Origin of the sequence: Bradyrhizobium sp. Ai1a-2 (assembly GCF_000426245.1) — a bacterium.
Classification (GTDB): Bacteria; Pseudomonadota; Alphaproteobacteria; order Rhizobiales; family Xanthobacteraceae; genus Bradyrhizobium.
The window spans coordinates 1-19,666 of sequence record NZ_AUEZ01000001.1 but is presented as its reverse complement, the minus strand read 5'-3'; the positions used below and the strand labels follow the sequence as shown (position 1 = coordinate 19,666).

The 19,666-nt window shown below is 60.7% G+C and carries 19 protein-coding genes; 16 read left to right on the top strand and 3 right to left on the bottom strand.

Annotated features, from left to right (window positions below):
- The first annotated feature begins 121 nt into the window (after window positions 1–121).
- The 12 genes from frc (at window position 122) to K288_RS0100040 (ending at window position 13,744) form a co-directional block, all read left to right on the top strand.
- Window positions 122–1,399, top strand: coding sequence for a formyl-CoA transferase (frc, locus tag K288_RS0100095; RefSeq protein ID WP_027577753.1), 1,278 nt, complete (start codon window positions 122–124; stop codon window positions 1,397–1,399).
- Between the two features lie 204 nt (window positions 1,400–1,603).
- Window positions 1,604–1,744 (top strand): hypothetical protein, encoded by a 141-nt coding sequence (locus K288_RS53435; protein WP_160168903.1) that lies wholly within the window; start codon window positions 1,604–1,606, stop codon window positions 1,742–1,744.
- Window positions 1,745–2,248: 504 nt separating this feature from the next.
- Entirely contained in the window at window positions 2,249–3,256 is a 1,008-nt protein-coding gene (locus K288_RS0100085) for a tripartite tricarboxylate transporter substrate-binding protein (RefSeq protein WP_027577752.1), read from the top strand.
- Window positions 3,257–3,336: 80 nt separating this feature from the next.
- Window positions 3,337–3,834, top strand: a complete 498-nt coding sequence (locus tag K288_RS0100080) for a tripartite tricarboxylate transporter TctB family protein (protein ID WP_027577751.1) — start codon at window positions 3,337–3,339, stop codon at window positions 3,832–3,834.
- Between the two features lie 37 nt (window positions 3,835–3,871).
- Window positions 3,872–5,371 (top strand): tripartite tricarboxylate transporter permease, encoded by a 1,500-nt coding sequence (locus K288_RS0100075; protein ID WP_027577750.1) that lies wholly within the window; start codon window positions 3,872–3,874, stop codon window positions 5,369–5,371.
- Window positions 5,372–5,772: 401 nt separating this feature from the next.
- Entirely contained in the window at window positions 5,773–7,062 is a 1,290-nt protein-coding gene (oxlT, locus tag K288_RS0100070; protein ID WP_027577749.1) for an oxalate/formate MFS antiporter, read from the top strand.
- Between the two features lie 235 nt (window positions 7,063–7,297).
- Window positions 7,298–8,614 (top strand): oxalate/formate MFS antiporter, encoded by a 1,317-nt coding sequence (oxlT, locus tag K288_RS0100065; RefSeq protein WP_027577748.1) that lies wholly within the window; start codon window positions 7,298–7,300, stop codon window positions 8,612–8,614.
- Window positions 8,615–8,983: 369 nt separating this feature from the next.
- Window positions 8,984–9,415: a CBS domain-containing protein gene (locus tag K288_RS0100060; protein ID WP_027577747.1), complete on the top strand. Its 432-nt coding sequence runs from the start codon at window positions 8,984–8,986 to the stop codon at window positions 9,413–9,415.
- Between the two features lie 97 nt (window positions 9,416–9,512).
- Window positions 9,513–10,535 carry a 2-dehydropantoate 2-reductase gene (locus K288_RS0100055; protein WP_027577746.1) on the top strand — a complete coding sequence of 341 codons (1,023 nt, stop codon included), beginning with the start codon at window positions 9,513–9,515 and terminating at the stop codon, window positions 10,533–10,535.
- Window positions 10,535–11,323, top strand: a complete 789-nt coding sequence (locus K288_RS0100050) for a fumarylacetoacetate hydrolase family protein (RefSeq protein WP_027577745.1) — start codon at window positions 10,535–10,537, stop codon at window positions 11,321–11,323. The genes K288_RS0100055 and K288_RS0100050 overlap by 1 nt, the downstream gene beginning before the upstream one ends.
- Before the next feature lie 324 nt (window positions 11,324–11,647).
- Entirely contained in the window at window positions 11,648–12,643 is a 996-nt protein-coding gene (locus tag K288_RS0100045; protein WP_027577744.1) for a nitronate monooxygenase family protein, read from the top strand.
- Between the two features lie 132 nt (window positions 12,644–12,775).
- Entirely contained in the window at window positions 12,776–13,744 is a 969-nt protein-coding gene (locus K288_RS0100040; protein ID WP_027577743.1) for a zinc-binding dehydrogenase, read from the top strand.
- A 129-nt stretch (window positions 13,745–13,873) separates the two neighbouring features.
- Here the strand turns inward: K288_RS0100040 and K288_RS0100035 are convergent, their stop codons facing one another.
- The 3 genes from K288_RS0100035 to K288_RS0100025 form a co-directional block, all read right to left on the bottom strand.
- The gene (locus K288_RS0100035; RefSeq protein WP_027577742.1) at window positions 13,874–14,872 is read right to left on the bottom strand and encodes an aldo/keto reductase; all 999 of its coding nucleotides are present in this window, start codon (window positions 14,870–14,872) and stop codon (window positions 13,874–13,876) included.
- Window positions 14,873–14,908: 36 nt separating this feature from the next.
- Window positions 14,909–15,172, bottom strand: a complete 264-nt coding sequence (locus tag K288_RS0100030; RefSeq protein WP_027577741.1) for a hypothetical protein — start codon at window positions 15,170–15,172, stop codon at window positions 14,909–14,911.
- 108 nt (window positions 15,173–15,280) lie between these two features.
- Window positions 15,281–16,066, bottom strand: a complete 786-nt coding sequence (locus K288_RS0100025; RefSeq protein WP_051334245.1) for an SGNH/GDSL hydrolase family protein — start codon at window positions 16,064–16,066, stop codon at window positions 15,281–15,283.
- Window positions 16,067–16,218: 152 nt separating this feature from the next.
- Between K288_RS0100025 and K288_RS0100020 the strand changes: the two genes are divergently transcribed.
- From K288_RS0100020 to K288_RS0100005, 4 genes are all read left to right on the top strand, one after another.
- On the top strand, window positions 16,219–17,451 hold the full coding sequence (locus K288_RS0100020) for a hypothetical protein (protein ID WP_152535322.1): 1,233 nt from the start codon (window positions 16,219–16,221) through the stop codon (window positions 17,449–17,451).
- A 5-nt stretch (window positions 17,452–17,456) separates the two neighbouring features.
- Window positions 17,457–18,041: a protein-S-isoprenylcysteine O-methyltransferase gene (locus tag K288_RS0100015; protein ID WP_027577738.1), complete on the top strand. Its 585-nt coding sequence runs from the start codon at window positions 17,457–17,459 to the stop codon at window positions 18,039–18,041.
- A 207-nt stretch (window positions 18,042–18,248) separates the two neighbouring features.
- Complete coding sequence (locus tag K288_RS0100010; RefSeq protein ID WP_027577737.1) at window positions 18,249–18,440, top strand: hypothetical protein; 192 nt, start codon at window positions 18,249–18,251, stop codon at window positions 18,438–18,440.
- A gap of 80 nt (window positions 18,441–18,520) precedes the next feature.
- Window positions 18,521–19,222 (top strand): hypothetical protein, encoded by a 702-nt coding sequence (locus K288_RS0100005; protein ID WP_051334272.1) that lies wholly within the window; start codon window positions 18,521–18,523, stop codon window positions 19,220–19,222.
- Window positions 19,223–19,666 lie beyond the last annotated feature (444 nt).

The following is a 19,666-nucleotide window of genomic DNA, read 5'->3' as shown; positions in this document are numbered from 1 at the left end:
GGGAATCCAGTAACCGCTGAACGACGTGAGGCGAACACTGAGCCCGACTGAATCGACGCTGATTACTGGATGCCCGCTTTCGCGGGTATGACAGCAACAGGTAGTAACAAGGAGAGGACAGATGACTAAGGCGCTTACGGGCGTTCGTATTCTCGATTTCACCCATGTCCAGTCGGGGCCGACCTGCACCCAGCTCCTGGCCTGGTTCGGCGCCGACGTGATCAAGGTCGAGCGCCCCGGCGTCGGCGACATCACGCGTGGCCAGTTGCAGGACGTCCCGAACGTGGACAGCCTGTATTTCACCATGCTCAACCACAACAAGCGCTCGATCACGCTCGACACCAAGAACCCGAAGGGCAAGGAAGTCCTGACCGCGCTGATCAAGAAGTGCGACGTGCTGGTGGAGAATTTCGGCCCCGGCGTGCTCGACCGCATGGGCTTTCCCTGGGAGAAGATCCAGCAGATCAACCCGCAGATGATCGTGGCCTCCATCAAGGGCTTTGGCCCGGGCCCGTATGAGGACTGCAAGGTCTATGAGAACGTCGCGCAGTGCACGGGCGGCGCGGCCTCCACCACCGGCTTCCGCGACGACGTGCCGCTCGTCACCGGCGCGCAGATCGGCGACAGCGGCACCGGGCTGCATCTCGCGCTCGGCATCGTCACCGCGCTGTTCCACCGCACCAAGAGCGGCAAGGGCCAGCGGGTGACGGCGGCGATGCAGGACGGCGTGCTCAACCTCTGCCGCGTCAAGCTGCGCGACCAGCAGCGCCTCGGCCATGGCCCGCTCAAGGAATACAGCCAGTTCGGCGAAGGCATTCCGTTCGGCGACGCCGTGCCGCGCGCGGGCAATGATTCCGGCGGCGGCCAGCCCGGGCGCATCCTGAAGTGCAAGGGCTGGGAGACCGATCCCAACGCCTACATCTACTTCATCACCCAGGCGCCGGTCTGGGAGAAGATCTGCGACGTGATCGGCGAGCCTACCTGGAAGACGCATCCGGACTACGCCAAGCCCCCGGCCCGCCTGCCGCGGCTGAACGAGATCTTCGCGCGCATCGAACAGTGGACCACGACCAAGACCAAGTTCGAGGCGATGGAGATCCTCAACCAGTACGACATCCCCTGCGGCCCGATCCTGTCGATGAAGGAACTCGCCGAGGACCAGTCGCTGCGCGCGACCGGCACCGTGGTCGAGGTCGACCACCCGACCCGCGGCAAGTACCTGTCGGTCGGCAACCCGATCAAGCTGTCGGACAGCCCGAGCGACGTCCTGCGCTCGCCGCTGCTTGGCGAGCACACCGACGAGGTGCTGCGCCAGGTGCTCGGCTTCACCGATCACCAGGTCGCCGAAATCCACGACTCCGGCGCGCTCGACCCGCCGCAGAAGCAGGCCGCTGAGTAAGAGAATCAGCAACTTAGAAGCAAAAAGGCCGCCGGGAACCCGCCGGCCTTTTTGACATTTGGAATGCCAAACAACCGATTTATGCTGCATTGCAAAAGACGGATGCTGCTATGCAAACAAATGCGTTGTTTCTGGCATCTGGTATACATTAAATAGTCCCCAGATCACGAAGCGGAGTTCCGCTGCAACTTCAGAGAAGGGGACATGATGTCCAAGACTGCTTCCATCGCAATTTCGGCCCCGACGTCGCTGTGGGGACGGTTGCTGGCCACGATCGATCGGCTGCTGATGAAGAGCGCCGAGATCTCGATCCGCAACGGCGACCTGCCGCGCTTCGGCCTCTAAGGCCTCGTAGCAACACGAATTCCGGCGCGAATGCCGTCGAGGCGGCGCCGACGAGACTGGCATTTTCTTTGAACGAATGGCCCCTGCTCCGGGGCCATTTCCTTTTTCTTCCCGAAACATCGGCACCGGCCCGACTGCGACAAAGTAGCTCGGAAAGTGGTCCACCACGCGGATTGTTTGCAAGCTGGTATGTCGCATACCTTAGGGTAGTACGCTGGCCGACAGCCACCGAGCAAACAGCGGTGCACCGTGGGGGCGGTTAGTCCGGCAAGAGAGGCCGTGGGTCGGTCCATCGCTCCCATGGCTCCTCTCGAGGATCGAGCATTATTCGAAAGAAGCGGATGCCGCGCCTGAACAGCCCTCGTACAGTTCCAATCGGCAGCACGATCGCAGCGGTGATCGACCACCGGAAAGGTGCCGCATGATCCGAAGCACGTGATCGGGATGGGTTGATCGCAAGCCGACAAAGAGCGGCGCGTCAAAATTCGACAGGGAGGACAACAGATGAAGCATTCCATTCTGCATCTTGCATTGGCGGCCGTCGCAGCGTTGTGCGCGAGCGGTACCGGAGCCTCTGCCGCCTGGGAGCCGGTTCGTCCGGTCGAGTTCATCGTACCCGCCGGCACGGGCGGCGGTGCGGATCAGATGGCGCGCACGATCCAGGGCATCGTCACCAAGCACAATCTGATGAAGCAGCCGATGGTCGTCATCAACAAGGCTGGTGGCGCCGGGGGTGAAGGCTTTCTCGATGTGAAGAGCTCATCGGGCAATCCCCACAAGATCATTATTACACTGTCGAACCTTTTCACGACGCCACTGGCGACGGGGATTCCCTTCAACTGGAAGGATCTCACCCCGGTCGCAATGCTGGCGCTCGATGAATTCGTGCTCTGGGTGAATGCCGAGAAATCTTACAACAAGGTCGGCGAATATGTTGACGCCGTGAAAAAGGCGCCGGCCGGCACGTTCAAGATGGGCGGCACCGGCTCGAAGCAGGAGGACCAGATCATTACGGTCGCCGTCGAGAAGGCGATCGATACCAAGTTCACCTACATCCCCTACAAGGGCGGCGGCGAAGTCGCCGTTCAGCTGGTCGGCAACCACGTCGATTCAACCGTCAACAATCCGATCGAAGCCGTAGCGCAATGGCGCGGCGGCAAGCTCCGTCCGCTCTGCGTCTTCGACGCCCAGCCAATGGCCTATGACGAGCCGATCACCGACGGCAAGAGCTGGAAGGATATTCCAACCTGCAAATCGCAGGGTCTCGATATGGAGTATCTGATGTTGCGCGGCATCTTCATGCCGCCGAAAGCAACCAAGGATCAGATCGACTATTACGTCGAACTGTTCAAGAAGGTGCGCGCCACGCCTGAATGGCAGGATTTCATGAAGAGCGGCGCATTCAACACCACCTTCCTGACCGGTGGCGATTACGCCAAGTGGGTCGAAGCCGAGCAAAAGCGCCACGAGGTATTGATGAAAGAGGCTGGTTTCCTCGCCCCGGGGAATTGATCCGGCGATATCAACCAAGCACGCACGCGCGTGTCCCCGCGATTTCGAATCACGAGATCACGATTGAGCCTGGAGGTCTTATGACTGCGCGCAGATCAGACGCTGCCGGCCCGACACACAAGGCGGTGGAAACCGGTATGGCGCTGCTGATTGCAGCCTTCGGCATCATCGTGATCGTCGGCAGTTTGAAGGCCGGCATCACCTGGGGCGCCGAGGGCCCGCGTGCGGGTTTCTTTCCCTTCTACATTGGAATCTCCATCGTCGCAGCGAGCGCCATCAATCTCTGGAGCGCGCTGCGCGACCATGACGACCGATTGTTCGCGGAGTGGGGACAACTTCGCCAGGTGATGAGCGTCGTTGTACCCACCGCGATCTATGTCGGCTCGATGCCCTTTGTCGGGCTCTACGTCGCGTCAATCATTTTCATCGGCTGGTTCATGCGGTGGCTTGGCGGTTACCGATGGCTCCCGACCGTCGCCGTGGCGTTCGGCATGCCCATCATCACCTACTTCGTCTTCGAACGCTGGTTCCTGGTCCCCCTTCCCAAAGGCCCCATCGAGGAATGGCTCGGCCTGTAGAAGCCGTGCTCGGTTCGTTGTTGCAGGACGTATTGAAATGGAAGAACTCGCCAATCTTTTTCACGGTTTCGCCGTAGCCCTGCAGCCCTACAACATGATGCTGATGGTCGTCGGCATCATGCTCGGGGTCATCATTGGCGTGCTTCCCGGGCTCGGCGGCGCAAACGGCGTCGCGATCCTTTTGCCGCTGACCTTCAGCATGCCGCCGACATCGGCGATCATCATGCTGTCCTGCATCTACTGGGGCGCATTGTTCGGCGGGGCGATCACCTCGATCCTGTTCAACATACCGGGTGAACCCTGGTCGGTGGCGACGACTTTCGATGGCTATCCGATGGCGCAGCAGGGCAAGCCTGGCGAAGCATTGACGGCAGCCTTCACCTCCTCGTTCGTGGGCGCGCTGTTCGCCGTCGCCATGATCACGCTGGTTGCGCCGCTGGTCGCAAGCTTCGCGTTGCGATTTGGTCCGGCGGAAAAATTCGCGGTGTACTTTCTCGCGTTTTGCAGCTTCGTCGGCCTGAGCAAGGAGCCGCCCTTCAAGACCATCGCCGCGATGATGATCGGCTTCGCGCTTGCGGCCGTCGGACTCGATTCGATCACGGGGCAGTTGCGATTGACGTTCGGCGTCACGGAATTGCTCAACGGGTTCGATTTTCTCATCGCCGTGATCGGTCTTTTCGGCATCGGCGAGATCCTTCTGACAATGGAGGAAGGATTGAGCTTCCGCGGCGGCAACGCGAAAATCAATCTGCGCGTCGTGCTGCAAACCTGGAGAGAACTGCCTGCGTACTGGGTAACCTCGTTGCGCTCTTGCCTGATCGGCTGCTGGATGGGCGTCACGCCGGCCGGCGCAACGCCGGCATCCTTCATGAGCTACGGCATCGCCAAGCGGCTCGCGAAGAACGGCAAGAATTTCGGCAAGGGAGAAATCGAAGGCGTGATCGCGCCGGAGACGGCGGCTCATGCCGCCGGTACCTCGGCATTGCTGCCAATGCTGTCGCTCGGAGTGCCCGGCTCTCCGACGGCCGCGGTTCTTCTCGGCGGCCTGTTGATATGGGGCCTGCAGCCCGGCCCCATGCTGTTTGTCGAGCAAAAGGAATTTGTCTGGGGCCTGATCGCCTCGATGTATCTCGGCAATCTCGCGGGCCTCCTCGTCGTGCTCACCTGCGTGCCGATATTCGCCGCGATCCTTCGCGTGCCCTTCAGCATCATCGCGCCGCTCATCCTCGTGCTCTGCGCAATCGGCGCCTACTCGGTTCACAACAGCACATTCGACGTGATGCTGATGCTGGTCTTCGGCGTGCTCGGCTATCTCCTCAAGAAGTGCAATTATCCTCTCGCCCCTTTGGTGCTGGCCATCGTGCTCGGTGACAAGGCGGAGGAGGCATTCCGGCAATCGCTGCTAGGATCGCAAGGTTCGCTCGCGGTGTTTTTCTCAAATGGCCTGGTCAGCACGATCATGATCCTGGGGCTTGTTGCCCTTTTCTGGTCCGCGATTCAGGAAGGCTACAGCCGGCTGCGAACAGCGGCCGCCTGAGGCAGCTTCCTGTCGATCTTGGGATATAAAATACCAAGCGGCCTGATCACTCTTGTCGCACCTCGCGCGCTCCACACCTCTCCTTACATGCCTGGTGGATCGACCGGTCTGATGCGCAGGCGCGCCGAACTCGCTTTCGCAAGTGACCTTCAGATCACCCGCCCTGATTCCTGCGTGAATCCAGTCGCTTCAACGTCGATAGAAATTGCGCTGTGGACCGTGGATTTACGTTTGACGTGAACCCGTTCGGCTGAAGTAAGTTGTTGTTTCCGAGTACCGTCGCCCTCCTGCGACATTTGCGCGCGGGCCACACCGACGCTTGAATGTTGGCATATTAAATACCAAGATGCCGCCCGCGCGTTCGGGACATAAGATAACAGAGGCGCGCCTTGGGAGGACCTATGACAGAGATGGTGCAGGCTTCGGCTACGCCAGCTGCCCGTGTCAGCGATACCTTTCGTTGGACACAACTTGTAATCGGCGTTGCGGCGATGGTGATGATCGCCAACTACCAATACGGTTGGACATTCTTCGTCCCCGACATCCAGAAAAAATTCGGTTGGGATCGCGCCTCGATCCAGTGGGCATTCACCCTGTTCGTATTGTTCGAGACATGGCTGGTGCCGATTGAAGGTTGGTTCGTCGACAAATACGGCCCGCGCATCGTGGTCCTCATCGGCGGCATCCTCTGCGCCATCGGCTGGGCCCTCAACGCCCAGGCGACCTCGCTCAACGGTTATTATCTCGGCATGATCATCGCAGGCATCGGCGCCGGCGCCGTGTACGGCACCTGCGTCGGCAACGCGCTGAAATGGTTCCCCGACAAGCGTGGTCTCGCGGCCGGCATCACTGCGGCCGGCTTCGGCGCTGGATCGGCGCTGACGGTCGCTCCGATCCAGGCGATGATCAAGGACTCCGGCTTCCAGACCACCTTCCTCTATTTCGGTCTCGGCCAGGGCATCATCATCGTGCTGCTCTCCTTCTTCCTGTTCGCACCGAAGACCGGACAGGTTCCGATGGTCTCGCAGAACGCCAACCTCGTTCAGAGCCGGCGCAACTATCAGCCGACGGAAGTGCTGCGACAGCCGATCTTCTGGCTGATGTACTTCATGTTCGTGATCGTCGGCGCCGGCGGCCTGATGGTGACGGCGAACTTGAAGCCGATCGCGGTGGACTGGAAGATCGACAGCGTCCCGGTGACCCTGATCGGCATGACGATGACCGCCGTGACCTTCGCTGCAACCATCGATCGTGTGCTCAACGGCCTGACGCGTCCGTTCTTCGGCTGGATCTCCGACATGATCGGCCGCGAGAACACGATGTTCATCGCGTTCGGCATGGAAGGCATCGGCATCTGGGCGCTCTACATGTTCGGCCACGATCCGGTCTGGTTCGTGATCCTGTCGGGCTTCGTGTTCTTCGCCTGGGGTGAGATCTACTCGCTATTCCCCTCCACCTGCACCGACACCTTCGGCTCGAAATTCGCGACCACCAACGCCGGCCTGCTCTACACCGCCAAGGGCACGGCCGCGCTGCTGGTGCCGATTGCGAACTACATGCAGCAGTCCGCAGGCAATTGGGATCACGTCTTCCTCATTGCCGCGGGCGCCAATATCCTGGCATCGCTGCTCGCCATCATCGTGCTGAAGCCGTGGCGCAAGGTCGTGGTGGAGAAATCGAGCGCGTCGTAGCTTCGCGCAACGCAGTTGGCATGAAGCGCCCGGCCGCAAGCCGGGCGCTTTTTTGTTGCTTCCGATTTTCCGAAATTCGCCGAGATCCGCGAGCTGCCTGCATACCGCACTGCAGCACAAGATCGGCTTGCATTGTGGGATATAGTATACCAACATCCCTCAGGTGCTTGCGACGATAAGTCACAAACTCGCGACAGAAGGCCGCAACCGCAGGCACCACGCTCGGGAGGACTTGATGGTTTTTAGCAACGCCGCCACCGCACCCTCAGCACCTTCGTCCAGCGGCTTCCGCTGGTTTCAGCTCGTGATGGGCATCGTGTGCATGGCGATGATCGCCAACCTGCAATACGGCTGGACGCTGTTCGTCGATCCGATCGACGCGAAGCACCATTGGGGCCGCGCGGGCATCCAGCTCGCCTTCACGATCTTCGTGGTGACCGAGACCTGGCTCGTCCCCGTCGAAGCCTGGTTCGTCGACAAATACGGGCCGAACTTGGTGATCATGTTCGGCGGCGTGATGATCGCGCTGTCCTGGGTCCTCAATTCCTATGCCGATTCGCTGGCAGTGCTCTATGTCGCTGCCGTCATCGGCGGCATGGGGGCCGGCGCGGTCTACGGCACCTGCGTCGGCAATGCACTGAAATGGTTCCCGGACCGCCGCGGGCTGGCCGCGGGCGCAACCGCAGCGGGCTTCGGCGCTGGCGCCGCACTCACCGTGGTGCCGATCGCGAGCATGATCGCCGCGAGCGGCTACCAGACGGCCTTCTTCGACTTCGGCATCGGGCAAGGGCTGATCGTCTTCGTGCTCGCCTTCTTCATTCGCCCGCCGTCTGTCGCGATGCCTCCGAAAAAGAAGCAGCTCAACCTGCCGCAGACCAAGATTGATTTCACTCCGCCGCAGGTGCTGCGCAGCCCGATCTTCTGGGTGATGTATCTGGTGTTCGTGATGGTCGCCGCCGGCGGCCTGATGACCGCCGCGCAGATCGCCCCGATCGCCGATGATTTCGGGATTGCCAAGACGCCGGTCTCGCTCGCCGGCTTCCAGATGGCGGCGCTGACGTTTGCGATCTCGCTCGATCGCATCTTCGACGGATTCGGCCGGCCGCTGTTCGGCTGGGTTTCCGACAATATCGGTCGCGAGTACACGATGTTCATCGCTTTCGGCACGGCGGCGCTGATGCTGCTGACGCTCTCGACCTATGGCGCCCATCCGGTCGTGTTCGTGCTCGCCACCGCGGTCTATTTCGGCGTGTTCGGCGAGATCTACAGCCTGTTCCCGGCCACCAGCGGCGACACCTTCGGTGTGAGATACGCCGCAACCAACAACGGCATGCTGTACACCGCGAAGGGCACCGCCTCGCTGCTGGTGCCGCTCGCCAGCATTGTCGCCAAGAATTTTGGCTGGCACGCCGTGTTCGTGATCGGAGTAGCGCTCAACGCGACGGCGGCGCTGATGGCGCTGTTCGTGATCAGGCCGATGCGACGGGCCTTCATCCTGGGCAACGAGACCGCAGCGGAACAGGCGACCACGCGCAGCGTCACCACAGCGTGACTGCAGACATTTGTGACGAGCGAAGGCGCACTTCGGTGCGCCTTTTCTTTTTGCCTGGTTCACTTCACCTCTCCCGCTTGCGGGGGAGTCGGCGCGGCAGCGCCGGGTGGGGACTCTCTCCCCACGCAAGGACAGCAGCAGAGCATTCATCGCGGGTGCAATTCGACCCGATCTCATCATGCTCTGGAATGAAAGGCATACAAAATACAACGAGATAGATAGAGCCAACACGGTTCGCGCACGAAAGCAGAAGCGTCAGCTTTACTTACTGTTTTTATTGCATTTTTCGTAACGTATCCGCTCTTGCCGCGTTGACAATTGGCATTTTGTATACCAGACTTGCGGCTCAACGAACCCAAGGAGGTTGCCATGCAAGTCGGAGATATTCTGCGCAAGAAAGCCGCCCGTGTTGCAACGGTTCGCATGAACGAAACGGTGGCGATCGCCGCGCAATTGATGCGTTCGGGCAATATCAGCGCGCTTGTCGTAAATGACGTCGTCCGCACCGAAGGCAACACGGCCGTGGGCATGTTCACCGAGCGCGACGTGGTGCGCGCCATCGCCGAGCACGGCGCGGCAGGCGCGAACATGCGCGTATCGCATTTCATCTCGGTGCAGCAGCTCGTGTCCTGCAGCTCGCGCGACCCGCTCGAGCATGTCCGCCATCTCATGAACAGGCACCACATCCGCCACGTGCCGGTCATCGACGATTACAGCCTGATCGGCGTCATCAGCATCCGCGACATCGCAGCCGCCTTCGACGAGCAGGCGATGGCCACACGGGAAGCCATTCCGGCTTGAAAGCAACCACAGCGTCAGCGCGCCGGTCTGAGCCATGCTCGGCACCGGCGCTCGACCAGCGCTGAAACATCAACCCCTCCTCATTTCGAAGCATCCCATGAAGATTTGCATTTATGGCGCCGGCGCGATCGGCGGCTATCTTGGCGTGCAGCTTGCGCGCGCGGGCGCGGATGTGAGCCTGGTCGCACGCGGCGCCCATCTCGCAGCCATGAAGGCGAACGGGTTGAAGCTCCTGATCGGCGATCAAGAGCATACCGTGCATCCCCGCTGCACCGACAATCCGGCCGAGCTTGGGGCACAGGATTTCGTCATCATCTGCCTGAAGGCGCATTCGATCACCGGCGTGCTCGAACAGATGCGGCCATTGCTTGGCCCGCACACGCGCATCGTCACCGCCGTCAACGGCATCCCCTATTGGTATTTCCACAAACACGGCGGCGATCACCAGGGTTCGACGCTGGAGAGCATCGATCCCGGCGGCCGGCAGTGGCGCGAGCTCGGTCCTGAGCGTGCGATCGGCTGCATCGTCTATCCCGCGACCGAAATCGAAGCGCCCGGTGTCATCCGCCACGTCTATGGCGACCGCTTTCCGCTCGGCGAGCCCTCCGGCGAGATCACCGAAGACGTGCAGCGTCTGTCTGATGTCTTCACCAAGGCGGGCATGCAGGCGCCCGTGCTCGAGCGCATTCGCGACGAGATCTGGCTCAAGCTGTGGGGCAACGTCTGCTTCAACCCGATCAGCGCCCTCACCCATGCGACCCTGGACGTCATCTGCTCCGATCCGCCGACCCGCGCGCTGTCGAAAGCGATCATGCTGGAGACGCAGGCGATCGCCGAAACCTTTGGCGTCAAATTCCGTGTCGACGTCGAACGCCGCATCGAAGGCGCGCGCAAGGTCGGCGCCCACAAGACCTCGATGCTGCAGGACCTCGAGCGCAGCCGCCCGATGGAGATCGATCCGCTGGTCACCGTGGTTCAGGAAATGGGACGCCTGACCGGGATCCCGACGCCGGCGCTGGATGCGATGCTGGCGCTCGCTGCCCAGCGCGCCCGGATCGCCGGGCTCTACGCTGGAACGGTGCTTCCATCGCCGGAAGCAAAAGTTGCGGTGGTGACGTGATGCTGCAGCGTAACGTGACCCATTGGCTTCGCTTCCGCCGTCAGGGTGAGACCGGCTTCGGCGTAGTGACGCCATCCGGCATCGCTGTACATGACGGCGAGATGTTCGGCCGGTCCAGGCCGAACGGACGAATATTCGCACTGGAGGACGTCGAGGTGCTCGCCCCCTCCGAGCCGACCAAGATTGTCGCGCTCTGGAACAATTTTCACGCGCTCGCTGCCAAGCTGCAGCAGCCGGAGCCGGCCGAGCCGCTCTATCTGCTGAAAGCGACCACCAGCGTCACCGCGCCGGGTGCCGTGATCGAACGCCCCCTCTCCTATGACGGCAAGACCACCTATGAAGGCGAGCTCGGCATCGTCATCGGAAAGCCCTGCACCAACGTCTCTCCTGATGAAGCCGACGACTTCATCTTCGGCTACACCTGCGTCAACGACGTCACCGCCAATGACATCCTCAACCGCGACAAGACGTTTGCGCAATGGGCCCGCGCCAAGGGCTTTGACGGCTACGGCCCGTTTGGCCCCGTCATCACCGCAGGGATCGATCCGGCAAGCCTCGTCGTGCGCACCATCCTCAACGGCGCCGAGCGTCAGAACTACCCGATATCAGACATGATCTTCAGCGCGCAGGAGCTCGTCAGCAAGATCTCGCACGACATGACGCTGTTGCCCGGCGATCTCATCGCCTGCGGCACATCGATCGGGGTCGGCGTCATGAAGGAGCCAGTCAACACCGTGACGGTGGCGATCGACGGCATCGGCGAGCTCACGAACGAATTCAGGCAGTAGGCGGCGTCACCTGACGCCAATGGCGTGAACCCCTTAATTGGGAGACTTTGGGTCGATCCGGCTAGAGCGTTTTCGAGCGAAGTGGATACCGGTTCGCGTGAAGAAAACGCGTCAAAACAAGAATCTAGAGCTTCGGTTCTGATTCAATCAGAACCGAAGCTCTTGTTCCGCCTTGCGGAAACAAGGCGGCGCTTTTGCATGATGGCGTTGCCCTGACCATCACCCGCCCCCGTGGACTTTTGCAGGGGGCGACGGCATCCTGCTGCCCGAAATTCTCGATAAACAACGCGCGCACCAATTGCGCCGGGGAAACAGAGGGCAGCAATGATCAAGACACGCTTCACCGAGCTCTTCGGCGTCGAACACCCGATCGTGCAGGGCGGCATGCAATGGGTCGGACGCGCCGAGCTCGTCGCGGCGGTCGCCAATGCCGGCGCGCTCGGCATGATCACGGCGCTGACCCAGCCGACGCCGGATGATCTCCGCAAGGAAATCGCGCGCTGCCGCGAGATGACCGACAAGCCGTTCGGCGTGAACCTCACCATCCTGCCCGCGATCAAGCCGCCGCCTTACGCGGAGTACCGCCAGGTCATCATCGACAGCGGCATCAAGATCGTCGAGACCGCGGGCAACAAGCCGCAGGAGCATGTCGACGAGTTCAAGAAGCACGGCATCAAGGTCGTACACAAATGCACCAGCGTCCGCCACGCGCTGTCGGCGGAGCGCATGGGCGTCGACGCGATCTCGATCGACGGCTTCGAATGCGCCGGCCATCCCGGCGAGGACGACACGCCCGGCCTGATCCTGATCCCCTGCGCCGCCGACAAGGTGAAGATCCCGATGATCGCCTCCGGCGGCTTCGGCGACGGCCGCGGCCTTGCTGCTGCACTGGCGCTCGGCGCCGACGGCATCAATATGGGCACGCGCTTCATGTGCACAAAGGAGAGCCCGATCCATCAGCTCGTCAAGGAACGCATCGTCGCCAATGACGAGCGCGAGACCGAGCTGATCTTCCGCACCATGCGCAACACCTCGCGCGTCGCCAGGAACGCGATCTCGACCAAGGTGGTCGCGATGGAGAAGGAAGGCGCGAAATTCGAGGATGTGCGCGAGCTCGTCGCCGGCGCCCGCGGCAAGATGGTCTATGCCACCGGCGATGCCGACGAAGGCATCTGGTCGGCCGGCCAGGTGCAGGGCCTGATCCACGATATCCCGAGCTGTGCCGAACTGGTATCGCGTATCGTGCGCGATGCGGAGGCGATCATCCGCGACCGCCTCGAGGCCATGATTTCGGGGGCACAGCGCCAGGCCGCCGAATAGAGCTTTTTCGAGCGAAGTGGAGACCGGTTCGCGTGAAGAAAACGCGTCAAAACAAGAATCGAGAGCTTCGGTTCTGATTGAATCAGAACCGAAGCTCTCGAGCGACCTTGAGCCAACCAAAGAGAAGAGCCGATGAAAGCCTATGTCTATGGCGCCAAGGGCGCTGAGATCACCGACGTCGCAAAGCCAACGCCGAAGGGCACGCAGGTGCTGGTCAAGGTCCACGCCTGCGGCCTCAACCGTGCCGACCTCGGCATGACCAAGGGCCATGTCCACGGCAGCGCGGGTGGCGTCGGCACCGTGCTCGGCATGGAGTGGTCCGGCGAGGTCGCCGAGCTCGGGCCTGACGCCAAGGGCGTCAAGGTCGGCGACAAGATCATGGGCTCGGGCGGCGCCGCCTTTGCCGAATACACGCTTGCCGATCACGGCCGGCTGTTCCGCGCCCCCTCCAACATGAATTTCGAGGAGGCCGCCACCCTGCCCGTCGCGCTCGCGACCATGCACAACGCCGTCGTCACCAATGGCGCGCTACAGGCGGGCCAAACCGTGCTGATCCAGGGTGCCAGTTCCGGTGTCGGCCTGATGGCTATGCAGATCGCGAAACTCAAGGGTGCCAAGCTTGTGATCGGCTCCTCGACCGACGCGATGCGGCGCGGCCGGCTCAAGGAGTTCGGCGCTGATCTGGCGGTCGATTCCAGCGATCCCGGGTGGGTTGACGAAGTGTTGAAGGCAACCGGCGGCGAAGGCGTCGACCTCATCGTCGATCAGGTCTCCGGCAAGGTCGCCAACCAGAATCTGGCCGCGACCAGGGTCAAGGGCCGCATCGTCAATGTCGGCCGTCTCGGCGGCACCCATGCCGACTTCAACTTCGACCTGCACGCCGCGCGCCGCATCCACTATATCGGCGTCACCTTCCGCACCCGCACCATCGAGGAGATCCGCGAGATCTTCGACGAAGTTCGCAAGGACATCTGGGGCGCGGTAGAATCGCGCAAGCTGCAACTGCCGATCGACCGCGTCTACAAGTTCGACGAGATCGGCAAGGCGTTCGAGCACATGGAAGCCAACAAGCACCTCGGCAAGATCGTGGTGACGCTGTAGCAGTGCAGATCGTAGGGTGGGTAGAGCGAAGCGAAACCCACCATCCACCAGCTTGTGGCGTGGCTTGATGGGTTTCGCTTCGCTCTACCCATCCTACAAGCCGCCGCCATCATTCCCCGAGAGCAGCGATCATCGCGGTTCGCCGGAAAATGCCTGCTGCAGCGCCGTCAGCCTGTCGAGCGCAGCTTGCGGCAGCGGGCCTTTTTCGACCGCGGCGAGTGCGTCTTCGAACTGCTGCGGCGTCGCCATGCCGACCAGGATCGTGCCCATCGCCGGGTGGGATATTGCAAACCGCGTGGCGGCTTCGGTCAGGCTCGCGGCGAACCCCTCCGTGACCAGCGCGGCGAGACGGCGCGCGCGATCAATATCGACATCGTAGCTCATCGCCGAACCGATCGGCTCGGGCGCCGGCCCCGCAATCGGATGACGCTCGGCTGAGCCCGACAGCGCACCGCCGGCCAGCACGCGAATGCCCACGACGCCAACGCCGGCGTCCCTGGTGTGATCGAACAATCGTCCATAATCCTGCGCCGGATAGCTCGGCGGCAAATCGCCGGCGGCAGATGGATTGAGCATGTTGTAGACGATTTGAGCACTGTCGAAGACGCCGGCATCGATCACTTGCTGCAGCGCCGCCGTGTCGCCGACGGCCGTCATCCCGAGGAAACGAATCTTCCCCTGCTGACGCAGCCGCTCGAACGCCGGCACCACGTCGTCGAGCACCTGCGGGACGCTTAGCGCCGATCCGCCTCCGTTCTCGGTAATCGGATTGTGCAGATGAAAGATGTCGACCCGGTCAAGACGCAGCCGCGCCAGGCTGCCTTCGAGCGACATCCTGACGGCGTCCGCAATCCGGCCAAACTCGCTGGGCGGCAACCGGACTTTGGTGCCGACGACCACATTGGCCGGTTTCAGTTTTTGCATGACGCGGCCAAGGTTCTTTTCCGATTCGCCATCGCCGTACTGCACGGCAGTGTCGAAATAGTTGACGCCGGCGGCGATCGCCCGCGCGATGGTCCGCTCCTGGTCAACAGGATCGCCGCGCACCATAAACCCGCCCACCGCGCCGCAGCCAAAGCCCAGCACCGAGAGCTGCATTCCCGTGCGCCCAAAGACCCGCATTTGCATCGCTGTTCCTCCGGCTGATTTGAAGTTTATGCAATGTCAACCGACGCGCGGCTTTGTCCTGAAGCGAGACCACAAATGACCGATCAGCGACAGGGCTAGCACACCCACAACAATAGGGAGCCAAATCGACGTGGTTATGATGAAGAAGACAACGACGACCACGCGTCCAAAGACTGATCCGCTCACCGGGTGCTTCAGACCCGCGAAATATGCGTAGATAGCAAAGATGACGGCCAGCACCGTCCACCCGGCGACAAGCACCAGTAATAAGTCAATGAGTTCGCTGAGATAATGGTGCATGAGCGCACCTCCCGACAGCGTCAGCGCGAATCGCTGTCACCCACTGTGAGCGGCCGTCGCGGTGATCGTCGAGGAGAATTTGGTCTTGTTGGCATTCTCGGGCACCTGTCAACGCGCACTCGTCGAGATGGCTCGGGCAAGGGCTCGCCCAATGCAATCATAACCGTCGGCGGTGTTGTGCAATCCGTCGAACGTTACAAGGTCGCTCTGTGCAACCCCGGCATTGATCGAGTTTCGCATCAGCGCAAAACGAGAGAATAGCCCGACCCTTTCCTGTTTTGCGGCATCGATGATGATGCCCTCCATCGTTGAGTAGCTACCTGAAGCGAGCACCTGTGGCGCATATTGCATATCCATCAACACGACGTCCGAAGACCCTGCCTTGAGTGCCCTGACCCCTTCAAGAACACTCCTTTTGAGCCCTTCGTCCGGCCGGCCACCCCAGGCGACGTCATTGGTACCCAACTGCCAGATAACGAGATCCGGCGTGTGCGCGAAAACGTCACGCTGGAAGCGTGCGATGTTGTTTGGAATCGTATCGCCGACTCGACCGCTGTTGATGACCTGGATCGTGGCGTTGGATCTAAGTCTCGCCAGTTCTCGGCGCATCACCTCCGGATATGTGGCTGCGGACCTGAGCACCCAGAGGCCCACTGTCGACGATGATCCAATCGCGACAATCCTTAGCGGCTCTCCAGATTTCAAACGCGCCGCCGTGCGGGGCAATTGTGCACCCAGCGAGGCGTTGAGATTTGCCGAAAGGCATCTCTCCGCCGATGATAGCTCGTCCTGTGCTTGAGAGGGCACACTGCCAGACAATACGACAAGCAAGACCGCGACGATCGACGCTATTGTTCGAGCGTTTCCTGCACGAAAGGCGAAATAGGTCAACATCTTCCCCCAATAATCGGTCAATTCTCTCTTGACAACCCTTGATGCCGGACGTTTCGCTATGTCGTGCAATTACAGGTCGATTGACGCGTGGATACCGAATAACACGATGAATCCGCGGATAGTCGAAACCGCGGATAGTCGCGGGCGAGAGAATGACCGGAAAGCCTGTAGCGAAGCGGCTGGTATTCCATATTGGTGGCTATGATCCAATCACGTCGCATCTCAGCGCGCAACGACGCTTTGTGCGCGAAATTGCCAGGTTCCAACGTACGTGGTCAGTGAAAGCAACCGTTGACGGTTCGCGCGATACCCCCGACCAGATACAATGGAATGTGATGACGACCGGCCCCGATTGGCTGGTCGAAACCGATTACCGTATGGTCCGGTGGGACGACGTAATCGAGGCCTTCGGGCGTCGAAGCATTGGCTCGCGCATTTCCGTCGGCATTCTTACGTTCCTGGATTTCGTCTTGTCCGGCACTCTCTGGCGTTACTTGCAGACCAACTGGCGCTACGCGGGTTTCTTTCTCTTTCCATTCGTCATGTTCGGACTGCTCGTCGCGGCCGCGTTCTTGATCGGCGCGTTTGTATTCAAAATCACCGGATCAATTCCCATTGCTGCTGGTGGCGGTCTCCTCGGGTTCGCTGCCGTCCTGGCGGGTCCATGGCGCTGGCTGCACCTGGGCGACTTGTTCGACGATTGGATTTTCTCTCGCGAGTACATTCGACGCGGCAATCCGGACATCGAACAAAGACTAGACAGGCTTGCCGGCGAGCTCGCGGCTGCGGCGAGCAACTCAGCCGTAGACGAAATTCTGGTCTTGGGGCACAGCCTTGGCGCCGTACTTGCGGTGGACCTGCTTGATCGCGCTTTGAAGCTAGAGCCTGCGCTCGGTGGGAACAAAATGCCCATCACATTCCTGAGCGTTGGATCATCCATACTCAAGATCGGCCTGCACCCGAAGGCAATACGCTTTCGCACGGCGATGGAACGCGTTGCCAAGTCGCGTGCGATCTTCTGGGGCGACTATCAGGCCCTCATCGATCCCCTGAACTTTTACAAAAGTCGGCCAATGGCCGAAATGGGCTTGTCGACAGAAAACGAAACGACCGTCAGGATCGTGAAACTCAGTCGAATGCTTGATCACAACATGTATCGACGCATCCGCTTCCATTTCTTCCGTTTGCACAACCAGTTCGTCAGCGGAAATGACAGGCGAACGTCGTACGATTACTTTATGCTTACATGCGGGCCTGTTTCGGCTAAATCCCAGACGCTCGCCCCGAACGGCGCCCTGTCCATGATCGCTGGCGACGGAGGCCTTGTTGCGATCGCGCCGCTGTCGGAAAGCGAATTGCGGGGAAGTCCGGGCGCGGCAGCTTGATTCAAATGACGCCGACCATTTCAAAAGCCATTTTCGTCGCATTGGCGATCGGCTGGTACCTCATACGTCATAAGTACGCGCGGCGCTCTCGCCGCGAAAGGATTGTATGGAGCGCCCGCGGCCCCCTGGAAACCGCGCTGCTGCTCATATCTCTGACCGGACTTGGACTTGTGCCGATCTTCTACGCAGCGACAGGGATACCACGTTTCGCAGATTACAGTTTTCATCCCTTGCTCGCCTGGCTCGGCCTTTTCTTTGCGATTGCGGCTTTGGGCATGTTTCACCTGACGCATCGTGCGCTGGGACGGAATTGGTCAATCAGTCTCGATGTGCGTGAGAAGCACGAACTCGTGACGGAAGGGGTTTATCGGAGAGTCAGACACCCGATGTATTCGGCATTTTGGCTGTGGGCGATCGCCCAGGCGTTGCTGCTGCCCAATTGGATTGCCGGCTTTGCGGGCCTGACCGGTTTCGGGATCCTGTACTTTGGCCGCGTCGCAAGGGAAGAACGAATGATGTTGGAGACCTTTGGCGACAGCTATCGCGCGTATATGGCGCGGACTGGTCGGGTCTTCCCATCGCTACTCTGAAGTAGGTCCCGACAGATATCGGACATGTGGACAACAAAGCGACCGGGTTCCAAAACGCCTCGAATTCCGTGCCATTTTCGCAACAACCGACGAAAAACGGCCGTCGCGACCGCTAATTGCCCAGTCTATTTGTTGCTGCCATGGCGAGCATCAGGCTATCTGTTGAAGGGTAAATTCCAACCTACCCTGATTCAGTAGGAGATCTAGATGTTGAAGTTCGTGATCCTCGGCGTCGCTTCTCTGGCTTTCGTGGGAACGGCGGCTGCTGCCGACCTCCCGCGGCCTCAGCCTCAGCCAGTGGCTGCGCCAGTCGGCAAGTATCCCCTGGGCAAGTATCCCGTCGGCAAGAGCCCGGTTGGCAAATATCCGGTTGCCGCCCCGGTAGTGACCAAGGGTTGATCTAGTACCTATTCGCGCGCGGCGGCGCTCGCTTGGGGTGGATCGACCAGCTGTGGTCTTTGACCAACGGGGATTCGAAGATGCTAGGCGTGACTCGGAAACATCCAGGTCTGCGGCGTCTTGCTGGGGTCGCGGTGCTCGCGGCCTCCGTGAGCTTGGGGGCCGGGAGCGGGAGCGCACAGCAGCTCGCGGCGCATTCCGATCAGCCGCAACAGGACGCTTTGCCTAAATCGACGGCCAAGCATGCTGAGAGCATGGCTGCGGTTACGCCCAGTGCCCCGTCGGCCAGGTCAGACGCCAAGCCAATCCAAAGAGCTACGACCAGAGGCCCCTATTACGTCGATTTTCGTGCCCGCACGGCCGCATCCTACGGTCATGCATTCGTCTGGTACGGAAAGACGAACGAAAAGCAGGTCGAGGTCGCGGGTTTGGCTCCGGCCGGCGACACGCTGCCCTACATGTTGGGACACCTCGTGTTTGTCCCCTCTGAGACAGGGGCGAGCTACGGCGATCTTGACGAGCAATATCTGACGGCCAGCTATCGTGTCTATTTGAACGAGGCTGACGCCAAGAAGGTCTTTGCTTATATCAAGCATCTCCAGGAGACCTCGCCGCTATGGAATGCGGCAACCACCAACTGCACTTTTTTTATCGGCCGCATAGCGACCTTTATGGGCCTGAAGGCTCCGTTTCATCTGTTAAAGCCTGAGGAATACGTAAACGAGCTCAGGGAGATGAACGGCGGACGAAAAACGGTGCAGCTAGAATCCGATCGGAGCTAGACCCCTCCGTATCGAGTTCATCCAGCTTTCCTGACCGCCTGGACAGGTGCGCGCGTTTCAGTGCGTTCAAGCGAGGGGCTGCGTTCGAGGAAACGCTGCTCAATACGAGCGACGTTCGTGTGCGGCCTCATCTGGTTAATATTTCGTGCAACGGACGCGCCGGGTCGAAATACGCCATCCCTATACTGATCGCCGCCAGCGATTGGCCCGCCATCATGATCGGGTGCGGCCGATCTTCGCGCATCACGGCGCATGAGCCGGATGTTTGCCAAGCCGAAAAAGCGCTATTTCGGCTGAGTGAAAATGATGAACTTGCGCCAGTTGGAGCCGATCCGGAAAACTGGAACCCCTCGCCACAAGCGCGAAGCGTTTGCGCGGCGATCATGCTCAAAAAAAGAGCTAGGTGGTGTGGACACTTATCTCAGCCATAAGACGATGGCTGCG